The organism is Acinetobacter sp. RG5, assembly GCF_031844265.1.
GTDB lineage: Bacteria > Pseudomonadota > Gammaproteobacteria > Pseudomonadales > Moraxellaceae > Acinetobacter.
Genome location: NZ_JAUZUV010000020.1, coordinates 1 through 16,059 on the forward strand (window position 1 = coordinate 1; position 16,059 = coordinate 16,059).

Genomic DNA, 16,059 nt, shown 5'->3' on the forward strand with positions numbered 1-16,059 from the left:
CCTATGAACTGAAAATTCTTTGGACATACTTTAGCCATAAAACAATGATAATGTCTGTGTAATTATTGATCTTCAGATTTTAAGTCCATCCAATTCCTTCCTAAAACTGTTTCCACTCTTTGTCGTGTGCTCAATATAGAAGACGATTTATGTTCTTACTTTAATTTAACTCAACACAGAGTTTTTTACTTTAGCAAAATTTATCCATAAACTTATGAAAATTTATTTTTAGACTAATGCGAGATGCTCGTAGCAAAATCAAGAGTCGTCGAATACAGTGCTATAGAAATTTATTGAGTTTAAAATTTTGAAAATATTAGGATATATAAATCAATGCCAGTTCTAGCAATCCAGCATAGACTCAGTGGATTTTACTTTTTTTACTATGCGATTGTTGGGGCATTCATGCCTTTTTGGAGTCTGTATCTTGAAGATCAAGGCTTCAATTATCAGGAAATCGGGATTTTATCTTCTATTGCGATTGTTACCCGATTCTTTGCGCCGTTGATCTGGGGTTGGATTGCAGATAAATCCGGTAAACGCATGTTGCTGGTGCGTATTGCCACCTGGATGGAAGCCTGTATCTGGTTCATGATTTTTATTATTCCCAATAGCTTTCAATCTGTAGCTTTACTGATGCTGATTTTCAGTTTCTTTCAGAATGCCATTCTGGCACAGTTTGAAGGCGTGACTTTGTTCTGGCTCGGGGAAAAAAGAGCAGAACTCTATGGCAAAGTACGAAAGTGGGGATCTGTCGGTTTTATTATTGGTGTATTCGGCTTGGGCGCCGTCTTTGAAATTATTAGTATCAGTATGTTGCCAGTGTTGTTGCTGTGTATTTCATTTCTGGCCTTTCTCTGGTCATTTACCATTAAAGAACCCACGACAGCACCTACCGCACAGAAACAGCTCGAACCCTTATGGCCGATATTCAAACGCCCAGTCGTCTATAGCTTTTTCCTGATTGAATTGATTCTGCTATTTTCACACGCGCCGTTTTATAGTTTTTATAGCAATTATCTCAGTCAGGCGGGATTTAGCACCAGCCAGATTGGGCTGCTCTGGTCAGTCGGGGTCATTGCGGAAATCATCATGTTTGCCTATGCGACGTTCTTTCTGACACGCTGGTCATGGCGCCATCTGGTCACGTTATGCTTATTGATGACCGGATTAAGATGGTTCATCGTCGGGGTCTTTCCTGCTTCATTCATGGCACAGTTTTTTGCTCAAACGATTCACGCTTTAAGTTTTGGTTTATTTCATATGATTGCGATGCGAGTGATTTTCCAGAATTTTTCTGCAGGGCAGCAAGGACGTGGACAAGCGCTATATAGCACGATGTGGGGCGTTGGCGTGGCGAGTGGCAGTATTCTGGCTGGGCATTATTGGGATCAAGTCGGCGGCACATCTATTTTTATCACTGCTGCAGTATCGACTTTGCTTGGCTTGTTACTGATTTTCGGATTGCCAAATAAAGTCGAACTGCAAAAACAGGCTTGAAAATATCATCTCAGTATTAAATACGGATTTTGGCGTATTGCCCAAACCACGGTTGTGCCTGTTCCAATTGGGCTGCCAGTTGTAATAGCAGATCCTCACGGGCAAACGGCGCAATAAACTGTGAACCGAGCGGCAGGTTTTGTTCATTCCAGTACAGTGGTACAGACATCGCTGGGAGTCCGGTAATATTGGCCAACTGGGTAAAAGGCACCCATTTTAGATTTTCTTTCACAATCTGGTTTACTAGTTTCCCTTGCGCCACTAAATGCACTTTATTCAGTTTCAATAAACCTTTAAGAATCGGTTTCTGCCAGTTTGGTGTTTTAACCTCACCATTTTTCGGCGCCACTGTCGCCGTTGCAGGCGTTAGATAGAGGTCATAATTATCAAAGAAATGATTCATCTGGGTCACATACTGGCCCCAGTTATTCAGGTTCTGGATATAATCAATCGCGCTGGTTTTGGCCCCAAAAGCCGCCAGTGCTAAAGAGTCCAATTCAAAATCATTTGTTTTAGACGGATAGCCTTTCTGGATTTCATCCAGCATAAATGAAAATTGGCTAAACCAGGTGGTAATAAAATCCTTGGCCAGTTGCATGCCATCAATGGCTGGGCGGTCTTCGACCACCTCATGGCCCAAAGATTCTAGCAATTTGACTGTTTTTTCAATGGCTTTAATGGCATCCTGGGAAACAGGTGTGCCAATCGTAGAATAAGTGCTAAACGCAATTTTCAGTTTTTTTGGCGGTTGCTGAATCACATCCAGATAATGATGCTGTGGACGCTGAATCTTAAACAGTGAACTATGATCTTCACCATGGGTGGCATCCAGCATTGCAGCACTATCCCGTACCGTTTTGGTCAGTACATGCTGAATCGCGGCGCCATGCATGGCTTCACTCATTTGTGGTCCCCAAGGCGTGCGGCCACGACTCGGTTTCAGGCCAAACAGGCCGCAATAGGAAGCGGGGATACGTATCGAGCCGCCACCATCACCAGCACCCGCAATTGGTACAATTCCGGCAGCCACGGCAGAAGCGGAACCACCCGATGAACCGCCGCTATTATGCTGTAAATTCCACGGATTTTTACAGCTGCCCCAGGCATCAGGTTCAGTAATACCTTTAATCCCAAATTCAGGAGTATTGGTGCGTCCAAAGGTCACGATCCCGGCTTTTTCCCAACGATTGACAATCTCGGCATTGGTCTCGGCAATATAACCGATCCGTTTTAAGCCCTGACAACCATAAGAAGTTGGATAACCGGCATATTCCTGAAACAGGTCTTTGACCAGAAAAGGCACACCGGCAAAAGGCCCCGACAGATTTTGCTGGCTCCGTTTCAATGCATGCTCATGCATCGGAATAATAATCGCATTCAGCTCGGGATTGGCAATTGAGCTACGCTCTAGTGCAGCAGATAAAAGTTCACTTGAATGTACTTGTTTATTGGCGACCAGTTCAGCCAGTCCTAAACCGTCATATTGCAGATATTCTTCAAATTTCATTGCCATTCCCTAGTGTTGCTGCTGCTTCAAGGTTGTAGATCATTTGGGTTCAAGATGCAAGCACCACCTGATTGCGCCCACGATGTTTGGCCTGATATAAGGCTTGATCTGCAATATTGATCAGGTTTTGCAAGTCTTGGGCCTGCGGTTCATTTTGATGGGTGATACCTAGACTCACTGTAATATACAGGGGCGAGCCATCTGATTGATGCATCGGGGTTTTTTCCACTAAATCACGAATCCTTTCTGCAATGAGACGTGCTTCTGAGGGTTCGGTATTCCAGAGTAGCAGTACAAATTCTTCTCCACCAATCCGTGCAAACAGATCTTGAGCACGTAAATTGTTACGTACAATCTGCGCAAAGTGTTGCAGGACTTTATCACCGACATGATGGCCAAAATGATCGTTCAGGCGTTTGAAATAATCAATATCCAGCATGATGACTGAAAATTCCATCGTCTTGGCATATTGCAGTAAATATTCACCTTTTTGAAAGAAGAAATGACGATTCATGGTGCGGGTCAGACTGTCGTGATTGGCCAGATACAAGACCCGCTTAAACAGCTCATTGCGGTTTTGGCTGATAATGCACAGAATGAGCGGAGATAAGGCCAGCATAAACAGCCCGATCCGGAGCGAAATATAAATCGTAGAGTCTGCCAAGATGGTGTGATTGGTGGCATAAAACTGTGTCAGGCTGTAATAGGTCAGGATAATCACAAAAGCGTTGATCATGGTCATGGTAAACAGGCGATAGGTCAACGCAGCCCAAATCAGTGCAGCTAGAGGGTAGAGCATTGCGCCGGGGCCTGCAAAAATATTGGTAATGATGACACAGGCCACGACTGAAGATGCAGGTAAAAAATAGCTGAAGTAATTGCGTTTTTGGCGACGGTTTTTAAATAAGTATTGCATGTCTTTTATTCTTGGGAATGCCAAGATTAAAGGGAGAAACACAATATAATTCACCATTTCACCGGTCCACCACAGACCAAAATCAATCCATAAATATTCTTTGGTCATGAATGAATTGGGTAGATTCGGCAAGGTGAGAACTGCAAAAGCCGCACTGGCCAGGCAGCCTGCAAAAGCGAAGATGCCAAATAAATGAACGAAGGTATAACCGGTATTATAGTATTTGTAATTAATCTTGAAATATCGAATAAAAAATATCGAGACAATAGTACTGATCAGATTAGAAAGCGTGAGAAACAGGCTTTGTAATAGGCTGTTTCCGGTGACCAGATCTGCAAACATAAAAGCACTGAATGCGCCGAGCCAACCTCCCATATTATTTAAATGTGGAAAGCGTAAGAACAGGGCTAACAAGGCAGCATTGGCCGGCCACAATAAGGCCAGGTACTCAATCGGTCTGGTTGCGATCCCAATAAAACAACAGACTAAAACAGCGAAAACAATGACAAAATAAGCATAGGTTTCATGATTTAATTGTTGTTCTGTTATTCGAGCTAATTGCAAATTTAAAATCCTATTCAAATTTCTAAGTGTGAATGATCACTTTGTTCAGCAACTAAGTTTGACCCAAAATATAATTTTATTGTTTGATTAATCTGTTATTAATACGAACTATTAAGATTCTTATATACGAAATATATACAAAAAAAGTCAGAAAAGAAATCCACGTTTTTAAACAATGTGATAAATAATTTCTGACTCTGTATTGAAATTGCGTTAGAGCGGGACACGATCCCAAAAAATATGATAATTTAGAATCAATTGTTAACAAGATGCCGGTAAATATGAAAAAAATATGTCTTAGCCTTATCTTACTCATGAGCTCACCCTGGCTAATGGCGACAGAAAATAAAAAACCAGCGAATGCTCCTGCTAAAGCTGCTGAAATCCCAAATACATTTACCGTGAAAACCCGTCCGGAAATTGTCGGATTGTGGGGAATGGAAATCCCGAATAATAAAAAATGTATCGAATATTATAATTTTAAAGGCAATAATAATGTGGTGATTAAAAGTGGCGACGAGTGGACGTCAGGGCTGTATGACTATCAGCCTGCACAGGATCCGACTGTTCAGATTCCAGCACTGATTCTTCAGGTTAAATATGATAATAATGAAAAAGACTGCTCAGGCAATCAAGTGGATCAATCCGGTGAAATTTCCCAGTATTTTGTGAAATGGCAAAATCCGTACACGATTAATTTCTGTGCCAATGACAAGGCCGAGCAATGCTTTGCGGTACTCAGACGTGTATTACCATAAATGAGTCATCAACATAAAAAAACCGCTGAATTTCAGCGGTTTTTTTATAAGCTTAAAGCTTATTGAGCTTTGTCTTCAGCACCTTCTAGCTGTTTCAACAAATGTTTTTCCAGATAATGAATGTCCATCGCCTGTTTGCAGAAGTTTTTATCCTGAAGGATTAAATCTTTGTGCAAAGGAATGTTGGTTTTAACACCAGTCAAAATCATTTCTTCCAAGGCATTTCTCATGCGAGAAATAGACGTCTCACGGTCCTTGCCATGCGAAATCAGTTTGGCGATCATCGAGTCATAATACGGCGGAATGCTATAGCCTGGGTAGATGTGCGAGTCTAAGCGGATACCTGCGCCGCCTGGTGCATAGAAGCTCTCAATCTTGCCGGGTGAAGGCAAGAAGGTTGATGGATCTTCTGCGTTAATACGGCATTCAATCGCATGTCCTAAAACCTTGACATCTTCTTGCTGAATATCCAGACCTAAGCCACCAGCAATACGCAATTGCTGTTCGATAATATCGATCCCCGTGACCATTTCAGTCACCGGATGCTCAACCTGAACACGCGTATTCATTTCAATGAAGAAGAACTCATCATCTTCAAACAGGAATTCGAATGTACCTGCACCACGATATTGCATCAGCTTACATGCATTCACACAGGCTTCTAGAATATCGGCACGTGCTTGCTCTGGTAGATTCGGTGCTGGCGCTTCTTCCAGTACTTTTTGATGGCGACGCTGTAGCGAGCAGTCACGATCATAGAGATGAATCGCATGGCCATTACCATCAGCCAGTATCTGTACTTCAACGTGACGTGGTTTTTGCAGGAAACGCTCCATATAGACCGTATCATCACCAAACCACATTTCCGCATCACGCTGTGCAGCCTGAACAGATTCCAGCAGGGTGTCGACATTTTCGACGATACGCATACCACGACCACCACCACCAGAAGCAGCTTTGACAATCAGCGGGAAACCGATCTCTTTCGCTTCAGCGAGTGCATTGTGAATGGTTACGGCATGGTCGCAGCCCGGTACAGTTGGTACACCCGCTTTTTTCATGGCAATAATGGCAGAAACCTTGTTCCCCATTAAACGAATATGTTCTGGACGTGGACCGATAAAGATAAAACCAGAATTTTCTACGATTTCAGCAAATTCAGCATTTTCAGCGAGAAAACCATAACCAGGATGGATGGCATCTGCGCCAGTAATTTCAGCAGCTGTAATAATCGCAGGAATATTCAGGTAGCTGTCACTGCTCGCACCAGGGCCGATACATACTGCTTCATCACAGAAACGTAAGTGCATCAGGTCCTTGTCTGCGTCAGAATAGACACCTACAGTTTTGATCCCTAAAGTTCTGCAAGCACGGGTGATGCGTAACGCAATTTCACCACGGTTTGCAATTAAAACTTTTTGCAACATTATAAATCCCCGGGGTGATTAAGCGCGGTAGCGGAAAAGTGGTTGGCCGAATTGAATCACATCACCATTTTTCACCAGAATTTCTTCGATCACACCACTTTGAGTTGCTTCAATCGGGTTCATGATTTTCATGGCTTCGATAATACCTAAGGTATCACCAGCAGAAACGGTTTGACCCACTTTGACAAATGTCGCTTCGCCTGGGCTTGGTGCCGCATAGAACACGCCGACCATTGGTGAAGTTTCAACTGCGCCACGAGGAGATTTTGCTGCTGGCGCTTCGGCTGCTGGTGCAGGCATAGCAGGAACAGCTGCTGCAACCACTGGATTACGACGAGTTAATGCAATCGACTGATCGCCTTCTTTAACTTCGATCGCCTGTAAGTCAGATTCAATCATCAAGTCGATGAGTTTCTTGATTTTACGGATATCCATGAGACAGTATTCCTAATTAAGATTGTGTAGAAGGTTGTATTTTTTCAATGATATAGTCGAGGGCAGCAGCATAGCCTTTTGCACCTAGACCACAAATCACGCCGATGGCTTTATCGGACAAGTACGAATGATGTCGGAATGCCTCACGTGCATGCACATTAGACAGATGGACTTCAATGAAAGGAATGGCAACGCCAAGAAGGGCATCGCGAACCGCAACAGAGGTATGAGTCAATGCTGCCGGATTAATAATGATATATTGAACGCCGTCTTGCTGAGCTTGATGAATTCGGTCAACAATGGCACCTTCCCAGTTGCTTTGGAACGTTTCGAGTTGTAATGTGGCCTTTTGAGCCTGAGTAATCAGTTGCTGGTTAATATCGTCAAGACTAAGGTGACCATAAACTTCCGGTTCGCGCTTCCCAAGCAAGTTTAAATTCGGTCCATGAATAACCAAAATGGTCGAACTCATCCAGCATGCTCCAATTAAAAAGTATCGGGGTTTGTTTGCAAGATGTCTGCAAACTCTGCTTATTATTGCATGATTTTCTACATTACTATTTATAATTTCTTTGAATTAACGTAGAAAGCATATAGCAAACAGTGGCGCTATAATGAAAACTTTGCAGAGATTTGGCAATGTTAAAAAATTACAATTCGCTGGGTATTCAGATTATTTTCATTGTAAACCCAATTGGCAAAAACAGTTAATATCCTTTATGTAACTGTATCTTCATGTTAACGCTAAATTCTTCCTTTTAGTGATATTTTTAGTTTTGAGCAAGAGTTGTCTGGCTGATTTTACCGCAATGTTCGACTTCTAGAGCATAGAAAACTCTTTACATTCTGACTTTAGAGTTGTGCTGATTATCCTCTTTATATATAAGCTATCGACCGATTCTCAAAACGTGATGAAAATTTAAAAATATAAGATAAGACAATATGTTAATGATATTTTTTCTTATTTTACTTGGGTTTTCCTCGGTCTATTTTTCCAATAGACTGGAATTAGTTACATCACTTTAACTTCAAGCATCCATGATAAGTGCTGTGCAAAAATGTACTTCATCTTCCAGATATAAAGGTTGAATCTCAGCAGGTTTAAGCTAAAACGCTCGACTTATATGCTTCGCCTGTATAGATGGACGAAATGACGAATGTGTTCATCTTTATCTCCTTTACACGGTTAAGATAGGATTCACCTAACGCATAGATAGTGGCAAAAACACATACATTTGTTGCTATTTTGCGCGTCATCATCTTTGCAGAAAAGTTTAAAAGTGGGAAGGGGCGTAAAGATTGAGCCAAATAGGTCTGATTGAAGCGGAATACGGGCTTAAAGCAAAATTTCTCTAAACTCACCGCATCTAAATTAACTTCTTGAGCTAATCTTTATATAATCATGCGATTCATCTCAAACAAGACTTTCTATGACACCTGCATGCAAACTATTAAAAGCCAATAAAATCGAATACAGCATTCATGAATATGAACATGATGCCAATGCCAAAAGTTTCGGGCTAGAAGCTGCTGAAAAATTAGGACTTTCGGTAGAAGAAGTCTTTAAAACTTTATTGGTCACGGATGATAAAGAGTATTTTGTTGCCATATTGCCGGTACATCATCAACTCAATCTGAAAAAAGTAGCCCAGGCTGTGGGATGTAAAAAACTCCAGATGGCAGATCCTAAACATGCAGAACGTTTGACCGGTTATCTGGTTGGCGGAATTAGTCCCATTGGCCAAAAGAAACGTTTAAAAACAGTGATTTGTAGTAGTGCAAATCGACTTGAAAAAATGTATGTAAGCGGTGGAAAAAGGGGACTTGATATTGGATTAAAACCGGCTGATCTTGCCAAAGTGCTCAATGCACAGTTCGTCGATGTGCTGGATACATAAAATCAAAGTACGATGATCACCTAAATTCATAGAACCTGAAGTAATAAATTTAAAATAGCTGCATATTTTTTGGTCGGAAATAACAGTAAATCATTTTATACGTTTGTATATTAGATAAGTTAAAACACAGCCTGGCTGTGTACACAACAAGGAATGAAAACAAAAATATAAATTATTATGCGGAGCATAATGGATGAAAATTCAAAATAAAAAATGGCCACGGTTCTGTCTGACATTATCTGCGATGGCGATGCTATCTGCGTTGCCAAGTGTACAGGCCGCTTCTGCGCCTTCAGCTGTACCTGCCAATTCACAGCAGGTTTTCTTTGTCGGAAATAATTGGGATGGCACGGTAACCGTGATTCGTCCATCGGGTGATTTTGGCAAAATTGGCGTCATTAACATGATTCCTGATCGTAAAGAGCGCCTTAAAGAAATTCACCTGAATCCAATCAAACTGATTGCTTATACTTATATTCAGGCCACAGCCGGTGAAGGCAATGACCAGCTGGTGGATGATATGTACTCGACACCAGATGGACAGTCAGTCGTTGCATCACGCCCAAGTTTCGCCGATGTGGTATCAATTAATATCAAAACCGGCAAGATTAACTGGCGGACGCCTGTAGAAGGCTTCCGTGCTGACCATATGGCGGTATCACCAGATGGGCAACGAGTCGCCGTATCTGCATCTTCAGGAAATGTGGTGCATGTATTGGATATCCATACCGGTAAAGAGTTAGGCCGTTTCAGCACTGGCGATAAACCGCATGAAAACATTTACTTCGATGGCGGCAACAAGATCCTGAACTCTGCCATCGGCAATGTTGAAACCTCGATGGATGCACAGTGGCAAGACTTTACTAAAGGTAAGCGTTTTATCACTATCGCAGATGCCAATACGCATCAGGTGATAGGAAAAATCGATTTCAGGCCTGCATTGGATGCATTTGATCGAAAAGATTTGTCCAACTCAGTACGACCAATGGTATTTAGTAAGGATGAAACCAAACTGTATGCCCAGGTTTCATTTTTTAATGGGCTGATTGAGTACGATCTGAATCAGAACAAGATTAGCCGGATCGGACAGCTGCCTGGCAGTGACAGTATTCCGAAAGACCGGACAAAATGGGTGAATGATTCGCGTCATCATGGCCTATCAATCAGTGCTGATGGTGAAAAGCTCTGTGTCGCCGGTACCATGGATAACTACGCTACGATTGTAGATCGCAAAACACTGACAGCCGGGAAACTGATTTCTGCAGGTAAACCTTATTGGGCAACGCGAAGCCCGGATGGTCGTAGCTGTGTAATTTCAGAAAGTGAAACAGATGTAGTCACAGTGATTGATTTTGCCACAGGCAATAAAGTGCTGAGTGTACCGGTAGGAAATCATCCACAACGCGTTCGGATTGGTTATGCACCAGCAGACTGGTCAACGCCGTAGTCAATCGTCGATTAGCGAAAAAGACAGCTTTTTGATAAAGGTTGTCTTTGTTGAGCTGAGGACATAAAAATGAATGATAAAACAATTCTGTTCTATGTAATGATCGGATTGCTCTTGTTGGGGACTTTAGTGGGTATTGGTTATCAGGTACGACAAGAAATCTATCGGACGAATTTTACTGATCAGACCCATTCTGATCCGGTCCTGCCAGTTGAAAAATCGGCAAGCTATATATCTGTTAACTCTCCTGAGAATAGTCAAACTACGAAGAAGAAACAGAACGATACGGTTGCAAAGCAAAGCGAATTATCAAAACAACAAGAACAGTTATATCTGGACTTTACTCAGATCATTAACGCTTTAAGTGAGGGACAACGACCAAATCCTCAACAAGTCAGTTTGTTGATCAGTCAGCAGCAAAAACTGGTAGAGGCCCAACTGGTGAGCAAGGCCGAAGCGAAAGCACAAATTGAGTTTCTGATTAAAGTTCTGCCTGAAATGGATCATGAATTGCATCGGGCGTTGCGAGTATTAGAACAAACTCGAACTTGACGAATTAGATCCAGCTGTATCTTTCATTATTCTCAGTCTGAAAATTGCTCTCATAAAAAAAAGCCCAAAATATGATTTGGGCCTTTAAATACATACTTTAAAAAGCTAAGTATCTTTATAAACAGTTCGCAGGCTTGGGTACACCAGCCAAACGGCTTAAGTGACGGGCAACTAGACCAGTATTAAACTTTTCCTGAAGCATGGCATTATTGATATCGGCACTGACAGTTTTCATTAAGAATTTAATCAGTGGACGTGTTGCTGGTGAATGACCAAATTGTTGATAGAACTGACGTACCGCTTGCAGAATTTCAAAATGCCAAGGAGTTAAGCTCAGTTCTAGACTATCGGCCAACACTTGAGCAACGTCTTCATTCCAGATGGTATAGTCAACCAGATGGCCATCTTGATCCAATTCTAAATTCATATCTAACTCATTCATTATTTCATTGAAATGCAGCGATTAAACTCGAGGCAAAGATCTGCAAAATCCGCATAATTCAACAGATTTATCTGATCAGGCAAAGGCTGTACTAATAACTCCGCATCATTTTTCAGTATGTGAATTTTCGGCAAGCTTTGAAGAAATGAATGCTCTAGCAGCAAAACCGCTTCACCCATCAGCACGACCTGATCACCCATTGTATAAGTTTGAGCCAGTTGCTCTAGGATCTGCGCTGTTGCCGAATAGCTGGATTGGATCAGATAAAGTGTGTGATTTGACATTTTTATATCCTTGTTCCTTACCAATACATCACATGATCAAAGCTTTGAATAAATTCAGAATTAAGCTCAATAAATTCGATTTCTTGTTCGCTCTGTGCCACAAATGAGGAATGCTGGTTTTTTTTCTCAATCAGAATCGGAGTGAGATCATAAAACTCGAAACTGTCGACCATATTTGATGCCAGTTTGAATGCATGATGCACCTGGTCAAATTGCAGGGCTGAATGCAGCAAACTGAGGGCAGCACTTTGTAGCAGGACTTTAACTTCTGCGCCAAAAGTTGCCAGGACCATCGTAGCCGATAGGCTTTCATGCACCTGCAGACTGGTCAGATTGGCTTGGGTTAATATAACAAGTACAGATTTCACACAAGATTCCTTGGAAAAGCAACACATTCTAAAAAATGAAACATCTAGAATTGAATGAGACGTTGTGAGGACTGAACAGCATCGGCAAGTTCACCTAAACCGACCAATTCAAAGGCATCTGCCAGATTATGCTGCTGAATATTGTGACGTCGAGCATTGTCCAGATCTGTAATTCCACGTGCCAATGCTGCACTTACACAGACCGGGAGGCGAATCTGTAGCGCTTGCCATGCATGTGTAAGATGACGTTGATCGTCGGGTACCCATTGCAGTGCATTTGCGACCGATACGCCGTCCTGATAGAAGAATACACGGAATGCTTCCTGTTTATCTTGCAAGGCCTGAGCCAAACCCAGGGCATGCCAGGCATAAATGGAAGTCGGTGCGGAGGTAACAAGAATTAAGGTGCTCATCGAAATTCACTACAGGCTTGATCAATAGCAACAGATTGATCTTGGCTTCATCAGAAAGTAGGTAGTATAAATGATTTTAGTGACGGGTGGATTAGGCTTTTTAGGCTCACATATTGCTTTAAGTCTGTTAGCACAAGGACTAGAGGTCATTGTGGTCGATAATTTGGCCAATGCTAACTTACAGACTCTGGAGCGCCTCGAATTTATTTCTGGTATGTATGTACCTTTTATCAAAATTGATATTCGCAATACGCCAGCATTGAACAAAGTCTTTGAGCAGCATTCGATTCAGGCTGTGGTGCATACCGCAAGTTTTAAATCACTGGAAGAATCAGTATTAAAACCACTTGAATATTATAATGATAATGTTAGCTGTATTATGAGTCTCATGCGTGCCATGCAGCGTACCGGCGTGCGTCATCTGGTACATTTATCCAGTCTGGCGGTATATGGACAATCTGGCACAGATTTAAGCGAAGATCTGCCTTTTAACTATACCTATCCGAATCCCTATATCAAATCGCAACAGATGGTTGAGGAAATTATCCGGGATACTGCCAAAACTGATAATGAATGGCGGATTGCGATCCTGCGTCTATCCAATATCGCCGGTGCCTTTGAACACGGTGTGCTGGGAGAAGCAGTGCCACCTTTACCAAAAAATATTTTGCCTTTGGCGATGCAGGTCGCTGCACAGCAACGTGAATATCTGGAATTACGCCGTCAGGCCCATACTGCGGATGGCACAGTAGAGCGCAGTTTTCTCCATGTCGCAGACTGTTGTGATGCCGTGATCAAGTCTTTGCAATGGCTGTCACAACAGCAGGAATTAAAATGTGAAGCTTTTAATATTGCCGGTGAATTGATTTCCATACAGGATTTGCTAGATCAACTGGCTGAAGTGACTCAGTCTGCAATCAAAACCATGGATGCTTTGCCATATCCGCATGCCGAAATGGATCAATTGGGGGCGAACATCGAAAAAGCGCGGAATATCCTGCATTGGCAACCTCAGCGTTCACTCAGAAAGATGCTTGAGGATGAATGGTTGTTTTATCAGAATATGCTCAGAGGGCAGTAATTAAGAGTGTTTAGCTAATATTTGATAATAATTATCATTTACATGATTGCTGTAATCAATTACTTTAAATAAATAGATTAAATCATTGATATAGAAATTCCTAAGATCAGTAACAGGCAAGAAGAATTGAGGTTGAACATGCAAACACGTATTGAACATGACACGATGGGAGAAGTGGCTGTACCGAGCGAGGCTTTATGGGGCGCTCAGACTCAGCGTAGCTTGCAAAATTTCAAAATTGGAAATGAGCGTTTGCCTCGGCCAATGATTCGTGCCATGGGACTCGTCAAAAAAGCTGCCGCCTTGACCAATGCCGAGCTGAATCAGATTCCCCAAGAACTGTCACACTATATCGTGGATGCGGCAGATGAAGTCATCAGCGGGAAATGGGACAGTCAATTTCCATTGGTGGTCTGGCAAACCGGTTCAGGTACGCAAAGTAATATGAACTGTAATGAGGTGATTGCCAATATTGCCAACCAGAAATTGGGCAATCATTTAGGGGCACAAAAACCGGTTCATCCAAATGATCATGTCAACCGTGCCCAATCTACCAATGATTCATTTCCAACTGCGATTCATGTGGCTGCGAGCTTGCAGATCAATGAACTGTTAATTCCGGCAGTCACACGCTTGCGCGATACTTTATATGCCAAATCTCAGGATTTTGCCGATATTGTAAAAATTGGCCGGACTCATCTACAAGATGCTACGCCTTTAACCTTGGGGCAGGAATTCAGCGGTTATGTCTCTCAGCTGGATCATGGGCTTCTTCGTCTAGAACAGGCCTTAGTTGGTTTATATGAATTGCCATTAGGCGGGACAGCGGTCGGTACTGGTCTGAATGCTCATCCCGATTATGCCGTTCAGTCTGCTAAAACACTAGGACAGTTAACAAGCTTACCATTTGTAACTGCGCCAAACAAGTTTGAGGCTCTGGCAGGCCGTGATGCTGCGGTATTCGCGTCTGGTGCATTAAAGACTTTAGCGGTGAGCCTGAATAAGATTGCCAATGATATTCGCTGGCTGGCCAGCGGGCCTCGTTGTGGTTTTGGTGAATTGCGTATTCCTGAAAATGAACCGGGTTCTAGCATCATGCCGGGTAAGGTTAATCCGACGCAAAGTGAAGCGATGACCATGGTCGTCGCACAAGTTCTCGGCAATGACACCACCATTAACGTGGCAGGTGCATCAGGTAACTTTGAACTGAATGTGTTTATGCCGGTCATTGCCTATAACCTGCTGCAATCCATCCAGCTTTTAGGCGATGCGTGTAACAGTTTTAATGATCACTGCGCCGTAGGTATTGAGCCGAATCATGAAAAAATTGAACATTTCCTGCATGATTCTTTAATGCTGGTCACAGCATTGAATCCGGTGATTGGTTATGAGAATGCAGCCAAGGTTGCCAAAACAGCCTATAAGGAAGGAAAAACCTTAAAACAGGTGGCTGTTGAACTGGGTTTAGTCACCGCTGAACAGTTTGATGAGGTGGTGCGTCCTGAACAGATGGTTTCACCGAATGCCAAATAAGGGCTGTAGCGCTTTTATTTTCAATCTTTCCGCCTGTTTTATCATGGAATAGTCAGCAGTGGTTTTTATCTCGGGCAGAGTTGCGTACAATAGTGTTAGATGAGATTAACCACTGATGATTGTTTTATGCTTGATATTTATTTAACAGATGTTCAAAGAAAGGTGCAATTCAAGGATTATCCAGGTGAGCATCCTGTTAAATTTATTCTGAATTTCAAAAAGATTTTCCCAAGTGTGATGGAACTTCTTTTACCTGTGCTTCCCGATAATGAAAATCTGGAAGAAATGTCTTGGGAATCGACCAGCGATGATTTTGAAACCTTCCAGATGTTCTTAACTGGATGGGGTATTATCGAACTTCGATTAAAAGCAATTACCCAGTTTAAAGATAAAGCATTTGCGGATCGTCTGGTTAAACAAGCCCAACAGAAACGCAAAGACTATCAAAAACAGCAGACTAAACTAACCACAGTTGAACTGGATTATTTGTTTATGCATGAGATGCATGCTCTGATTGATGCAGAACTGGTGGAACTCGGTGAGAAATTCTATTTACCGATTTTACGTGAGCTCTGGAAGACTAAAGTATCTGCTCAGGTGCTGAACGCGAAGTTTTAAATCGGTTTTTTAGCTTTTAATTATAAAATTAATCCTCCAATTTTGGAGGATTAATTTTATCTGGAATATGAGATTTATTTCATGATGCATGATCTCTTGAAATAGCCTAAGCAATATTAAATATGGTCATTGAACTTTTTCATTCTTAAAATTTTGATCAATAATAGCGCATGTTGAACCATAGTTTAACATCAGGCTCTATCATAGGGCAGCAGTTTTAACGATTGTTCAAAAAATAGATGAAAATGATCATTTTTTAGCTAAAAAATATATAAAAATATCAATTAAATAGCCTAGTAATTGAGTCCATTATTTT

At 42.0% G+C, this 16,059-nt stretch carries 17 protein-coding genes; 8 read left to right on the top strand and 9 right to left on the bottom strand.

Features of this window, described 5'->3' with window-relative positions; genetic code table 11:
- Nucleotides 1-333: 333 nt before the first annotated feature.
- Entirely contained in the window at nt 334-1,500 is a 1,167-nt protein-coding gene (locus Q9R21_RS13045) for an MFS transporter (RefSeq protein WP_311204648.1), read from the top strand.
- A gap of 16 nt (nt 1,501-1,516) precedes the next feature.
- Here the strand turns inward: Q9R21_RS13045 and Q9R21_RS13050 are convergent, their stop codons facing one another.
- A complete protein-coding gene (locus Q9R21_RS13050) occupies nt 1,517-3,007 on the bottom strand; it encodes an amidase family protein (protein WP_311204649.1) in 1,491 nt (496 codons plus the stop codon).
- A gap of 49 nt (nt 3,008-3,056) precedes the next feature.
- Nucleotides 3,057-4,487 carry a diguanylate cyclase gene (locus Q9R21_RS13055; RefSeq protein WP_311204650.1) on the bottom strand — a complete coding sequence of 477 codons (1,431 nt, stop codon included), beginning with the start codon at nt 4,485-4,487 and terminating at the stop codon, nt 3,057-3,059.
- Nucleotides 4,488-4,801: 314 nt separating this feature from the next.
- Between Q9R21_RS13055 and Q9R21_RS13060 the strand changes: the two genes are divergently transcribed.
- Nucleotides 4,802-5,245 (top strand): hypothetical protein, encoded by a 444-nt coding sequence (locus Q9R21_RS13060; protein ID WP_404976606.1) that lies wholly within the window; start codon nt 4,802-4,804, stop codon nt 5,243-5,245.
- 59 nt (nt 5,246-5,304) lie between these two features.
- Here Q9R21_RS13060 and accC read toward each other — a convergent pair whose 3' ends face one another.
- From accC to aroQ, 3 genes are read right to left on the bottom strand one after another with little or no spacing between them, the layout of a single operon-like run.
- Nucleotides 5,305-6,672, bottom strand: a complete 1,368-nt coding sequence (accC, locus tag Q9R21_RS13065; protein WP_311204652.1) for an acetyl-CoA carboxylase biotin carboxylase subunit — start codon at nt 6,670-6,672, stop codon at nt 5,305-5,307.
- 18 nt (nt 6,673-6,690) lie between these two features.
- The gene (gene accB, locus Q9R21_RS13070) at nt 6,691-7,107 is read right to left on the bottom strand and encodes an acetyl-CoA carboxylase biotin carboxyl carrier protein (RefSeq protein WP_311204653.1); all 417 of its coding nucleotides are present in this window, start codon (nt 7,105-7,107) and stop codon (nt 6,691-6,693) included.
- A gap of 16 nt (nt 7,108-7,123) precedes the next feature.
- Complete coding sequence (gene aroQ / locus Q9R21_RS13075) at nt 7,124-7,579, bottom strand: type II 3-dehydroquinate dehydratase (RefSeq protein WP_004280201.1); 456 nt, start codon at nt 7,577-7,579, stop codon at nt 7,124-7,126.
- A 958-nt stretch (nt 7,580-8,537) separates the two neighbouring features.
- Here aroQ and ybaK point away from each other — a divergent pair.
- From ybaK to Q9R21_RS13090, 3 genes are all read left to right on the top strand, one after another.
- On the top strand, nt 8,538-9,005 hold the full coding sequence (gene ybaK / locus Q9R21_RS13080) for a Cys-tRNA(Pro) deacylase (RefSeq protein ID WP_311204654.1): 468 nt from the start codon (nt 8,538-8,540) through the stop codon (nt 9,003-9,005).
- A 193-nt stretch (nt 9,006-9,198) separates the two neighbouring features.
- Entirely contained in the window at nt 9,199-10,452 is a 1,254-nt protein-coding gene (locus Q9R21_RS13085) for a YncE family protein (RefSeq protein WP_311204655.1), read from the top strand.
- 69 nt (nt 10,453-10,521) lie between these two features.
- The gene (locus Q9R21_RS13090) at nt 10,522-11,004 is read left to right on the top strand and encodes a hypothetical protein (RefSeq protein WP_213687226.1); all 483 of its coding nucleotides are present in this window, start codon (nt 10,522-10,524) and stop codon (nt 11,002-11,004) included.
- A 115-nt stretch (nt 11,005-11,119) separates the two neighbouring features.
- Here Q9R21_RS13090 and Q9R21_RS13095 read toward each other — a convergent pair whose 3' ends face one another.
- The 4 genes from Q9R21_RS13095 to tusD are packed head-to-tail and all read right to left on the bottom strand — an operon-like array spanning nt 11,120 to nt 12,511.
- Complete coding sequence (locus Q9R21_RS13095; protein WP_005263018.1) at nt 11,120-11,431, bottom strand: TusE/DsrC/DsvC family sulfur relay protein; 312 nt, start codon at nt 11,429-11,431, stop codon at nt 11,120-11,122.
- Nucleotides 11,432-11,445: 14 nt separating this feature from the next.
- Nucleotides 11,446-11,730: a DsrH/TusB family sulfur metabolism protein gene (locus tag Q9R21_RS13100; protein ID WP_213687227.1), complete on the bottom strand. Its 285-nt coding sequence runs from the start codon at nt 11,728-11,730 to the stop codon at nt 11,446-11,448.
- A gap of 17 nt (nt 11,731-11,747) precedes the next feature.
- Entirely contained in the window at nt 11,748-12,098 is a 351-nt protein-coding gene (locus Q9R21_RS13105) for a hypothetical protein (protein WP_213687228.1), read from the bottom strand.
- Between the two features lie 44 nt (nt 12,099-12,142).
- On the bottom strand, nt 12,143-12,511 hold the full coding sequence (gene tusD, locus Q9R21_RS13110; RefSeq protein WP_004280211.1) for a sulfurtransferase complex subunit TusD: 369 nt from the start codon (nt 12,509-12,511) through the stop codon (nt 12,143-12,145).
- Between the two features lie 70 nt (nt 12,512-12,581).
- Between tusD and Q9R21_RS13115 the strand changes: the two genes are divergently transcribed.
- The 3 genes from Q9R21_RS13115 to Q9R21_RS13125 all read left to right on the top strand — a co-directional run bounded on the left by Q9R21_RS13115 (nt 12,582) and on the right by Q9R21_RS13125 (nt 15,743).
- A complete protein-coding gene (locus Q9R21_RS13115; RefSeq protein ID WP_005266466.1) occupies nt 12,582-13,592 on the top strand; it encodes an NAD-dependent epimerase/dehydratase family protein in 1,011 nt (336 codons plus the stop codon).
- Nucleotides 13,593-13,730: 138 nt separating this feature from the next.
- Nucleotides 13,731-15,125: a class II fumarate hydratase gene (gene fumC / locus Q9R21_RS13120; protein WP_195724781.1), complete on the top strand. Its 1,395-nt coding sequence runs from the start codon at nt 13,731-13,733 to the stop codon at nt 15,123-15,125.
- Between the two features lie 126 nt (nt 15,126-15,251).
- Nucleotides 15,252-15,743, top strand: coding sequence for a hypothetical protein (locus Q9R21_RS13125; protein ID WP_004280216.1), 492 nt, complete (start codon nt 15,252-15,254; stop codon nt 15,741-15,743).
- Nucleotides 15,744-16,059 lie beyond the last annotated feature (316 nt).

Excerpts from the sequence above, each read along its gene's own strand:
- Q9R21_RS13045 (WP_311204648.1), top strand. The coding sequence starts at position 334 with ATGCCAGTTCTAGCAATCCAGCATAGACTCAGTGGATTTTACTTTTTT.
- Q9R21_RS13050 (WP_311204649.1), bottom strand. The coding sequence starts at position 3,007 with ATGAAATTTGAAGAATATCTGCAATATGACGGTTTAGGACTGGCTGAA.
- Q9R21_RS13060 (WP_404976606.1), top strand. The coding sequence starts at position 4,802 with ATGAGCTCACCCTGGCTAATGGCGACAGAAAATAAAAAACCAGCGAAT.
- accC (WP_311204652.1), bottom strand. The coding sequence starts at position 6,672 with ATGTTGCAAAAAGTTTTAATTGCAAACCGTGGTGAAATTGCGTTACGC.
- accB (WP_311204653.1), bottom strand. The coding sequence starts at position 7,107 with ATGGATATCCGTAAAATCAAGAAACTCATCGACTTGATGATTGAATCT.
- aroQ (WP_004280201.1), bottom strand. The coding sequence starts at position 7,579 with ATGAGTTCGACCATTTTGGTTATTCATGGACCGAATTTAAACTTGCTT.
- ybaK (WP_311204654.1), top strand. The coding sequence starts at position 8,538 with ATGACACCTGCATGCAAACTATTAAAAGCCAATAAAATCGAATACAGC.
- Q9R21_RS13085 (WP_311204655.1), top strand. The coding sequence starts at position 9,199 with ATGAAAATTCAAAATAAAAAATGGCCACGGTTCTGTCTGACATTATCT.
- Q9R21_RS13090 (WP_213687226.1), top strand. The coding sequence starts at position 10,522 with ATGAATGATAAAACAATTCTGTTCTATGTAATGATCGGATTGCTCTTG.
- Q9R21_RS13095 (WP_005263018.1), bottom strand. The coding sequence starts at position 11,431 with ATGAATTTAGAATTGGATCAAGATGGCCATCTGGTTGACTATACCATC.
- Q9R21_RS13100 (WP_213687227.1), bottom strand. The coding sequence starts at position 11,730 with ATGTCAAATCACACACTTTATCTGATCCAATCCAGCTATTCGGCAACA.
- tusD (WP_004280211.1), bottom strand. The coding sequence starts at position 12,511 with ATGAGCACCTTAATTCTTGTTACCTCCGCACCGACTTCCATTTATGCC.
- Q9R21_RS13115 (WP_005266466.1), top strand. The coding sequence starts at position 12,582 with ATGATTTTAGTGACGGGTGGATTAGGCTTTTTAGGCTCACATATTGCT.
- fumC (WP_195724781.1), top strand. The coding sequence starts at position 13,731 with ATGCAAACACGTATTGAACATGACACGATGGGAGAAGTGGCTGTACCG.
- Q9R21_RS13125 (WP_004280216.1), top strand. The coding sequence starts at position 15,252 with ATGCTTGATATTTATTTAACAGATGTTCAAAGAAAGGTGCAATTCAAG.